This is a genomic window from Bathymodiolus platifrons methanotrophic gill symbiont, assembly GCF_002189065.1.
Taxonomy (GTDB): Bacteria; Pseudomonadota; Gammaproteobacteria; order Methylococcales; family Methylomonadaceae; genus Methyloprofundus.
In genome coordinates this window covers 1-1,004 of the sequence record NZ_BDMN01000612.1, presented here as the reverse complement: position 1 = coordinate 1,004, position 1,004 = coordinate 1, and the positions used below count along the sequence as shown (strand labels likewise).

The following is a 1,004-nucleotide window of genomic DNA, read 5'->3' as shown; positions in this document are numbered from 1 at the left end:
TAATTTCTACCAGTCAGCGATACTGGAAGATCGTCTGCATTTCTTTCAAGCAGAAATGCAGACTCTTAAAGCATTACAAGAATAGCCTTTATTGTCAACGGTGCTCAAAACCCGCCTAACTATGGCGAATATTATCGAATCAGCATTCTATCTGAGTTTTTTACCAGACCTTCTCTATTCATCTTGCACGTTATTATTACCCCATAACGCTCTAGAGCTCCATCTATCAAAATTTAAAAAATAAAGTCATATTTCTTGAAGGCGAGTGATTTTGTTACTCTTATCAGATGAGTTCGGGCTTATGAATTATTGATACGCTAGGGTAAATCTGGATGAATTTAAAGCGGAAACTTTACTCAGCAGGCACTCATATGTTGAAGAAAGCAGATTGGTAGAGAACTGTTGTGATACCGGTCAATAGATTAGCGTCAAACGTCCGGCACCACAGCACCCTCCGTGCTTTTGCACAAGCGGTTCAAGTATCGCACTTGTAACGTTTTTTCCAGTTATCTCTGACTGGAATTCTTATGTGTCGTTCAGCTCGTCTATATAATTGTGTTCGCTGTCCTTGCTAAAATTTGACCCGACGAAGATATTACGCACACTAAAACCACGCCCGCACACAGTTGCAAGTGTTGTGGTGGGGCAATGATTGTGGGACGGAGGCGAATACCCAAGCAGGAAATGATGCATTTAATCATGCCCAAAATTGTACTGGAGCCATCAGCCGTTACGTAAATTAACACACCTCCACCCTGACTAGCAGCGAATGGCTCTATGTGAATCCTAGTGGGTAGTGCGATAATAATACCATGAATAATGAATCTTTATTTAGTATGGCTTTAGGCTTACAATCGCCTTGGAAAGTGGAAGAAATTATCTTTTCAAACGACAATATTTTAGAACAGAATGAACTATCATTTGCAGATAGGTTTTGAATCAGGCGCCCGTTTTGCTGATGAATCGGGGGTTCTCTGCCCAGTGCATGATACAGTCGATCGGCA

At 41.3% G+C, this 1,004-nt stretch carries 1 pseudogene; it reads left to right on the top strand.

Annotated elements, in window-relative coordinates:
• Positions 1 to 812: 812 nt before the first annotated feature.
• Positions 813 to 1,004, top strand: a pseudogene (locus CDZ78_RS23505) (ISL3 family transposase); the annotation flags it as partial.